2 protein-coding genes and 1 pseudogene are annotated in these 1,073 nt (G+C 72.2%); all 3 read right to left on the bottom strand.

The features are described 5' to 3' along the window. Window positions 1-203 (bottom strand): annotated as a pseudogene (locus IE093_RS22275) (pyrroloquinoline quinone biosynthesis protein PqqE); the annotation flags it as partial. Beyond that, window positions 196-483, bottom strand: a complete 288-nt coding sequence (pqqD, locus tag IE093_RS22270; RefSeq protein ID WP_189473127.1) for a pyrroloquinoline quinone biosynthesis peptide chaperone PqqD — start codon at window positions 481-483, stop codon at window positions 196-198. The gene pqqD and the pseudogene IE093_RS22275, both read right to left, overlap by 8 nt. Continuing rightward, a partial coding sequence (gene pqqC, locus IE093_RS22265) for a pyrroloquinoline-quinone synthase PqqC (RefSeq protein WP_189473126.1) occupies window positions 480-1,073 on the bottom strand: 594 nt, incomplete at its 5' end. The genes pqqD and pqqC, both read right to left, overlap by 4 nt.

Here is a 1,073-nt window from a genome sequence, read left to right as displayed (position 1 = left end):
CCGAGCTGCACCGCGCCCAGGGCGCGGGCCTGGCGCAGGGTGTCGACCCACTCGGCGGTGCTGAGCTCGTCGCGGTAGGCGGCGAAGTCGAGCGGGTTGGAGCAGTAGCTGCACTGCAGCGGGCAGCGATAGGTCAGCTCGGCGAGCAGCCACCACGGGGCGCCCGGCGAGGCCGGGTCCGGGGGATGCGGATGGTCAGTCATGGCGAATCCACCCCTGGTTGGCGGCGTCGGCGAGAAACTCGCGCACGTCCTGGGCGAGCTCCGCGGCCGGCGCCTCGGGATAACGGCGCTCGAGTTCGGCCAGCAGCGCGGCGACGTCGCGCTGGCCGTCGAGCAGGGCGAGGATCGCTCCGGCGCTGTCGTTGAGCTGCACCATGCCCTCCGGGTAGAGCAGCACGTGGCGGCCCTGGGCCGGTTCCCACTGCAGGCGCCAGCCGGGGCGCAGCCGATAGACGGTGGTGGGAGCGATGGTGTCGGTCATGCCAGCCCCCGGTGATAGACGCGCTGGTCGGTGATGCTGTGGTACGGCGGCCGGCCGAGCTGGTAGGCCAGCGTCATGGCGTCGAGCATCGACCACAGCACGTCGAGCTTGAACTGCAGGATGTCCAGCGCGCGCTGCTGGGCTGCGTCCGTGGTGCAGAGCTCCAGCGCCAGCTCCAGACCATGGTCGACGTCGCGGCGCGCCTCCGTGAGGCGCTTGCGGAAGTAGGCGTAGCCGGCGGCGTCGATCCACGGGTAGTGGCGTGGCCAGGTGTCCAGGCGGCTCTGGTGGGCACGCGGCGCGAACAGCTCGGTCAGCGAGGAGATCGCCGCCTCGCGCCAGTCGGCGCGGCGCACGAAGTTGACGTAGGCGTCCACCGCGAAGCGCACCCCGGGCAGCACGTGCTCCTGCGACCATAGCTCGTCGCGGGTCAGCCCCACCGCCTCGCCGAGCGCCAGCCAGGCCTCGATGCCGCCGGGGTCGTCGCCGTGGCCGTCGTGGTCGAGCAGGCGCTGGATCCAGCGCCGACGCGTGGGGGCGTCCGGGCAGTTGGCCAGCAAGGCGGCGTCCTTCTGCGGGATCATCACCTG

Origin of the sequence: Litchfieldella qijiaojingensis, assembly GCF_014651875.1 — a bacterium.
GTDB classification, from domain to species: domain Bacteria; phylum Pseudomonadota; class Gammaproteobacteria; order Pseudomonadales; family Halomonadaceae; genus Litchfieldella; species Litchfieldella qijiaojingensis.
The sequence above is the reverse complement of the archived record's forward strand: the minus strand, read 5'-3'. Positions and strand labels throughout refer to the sequence as shown.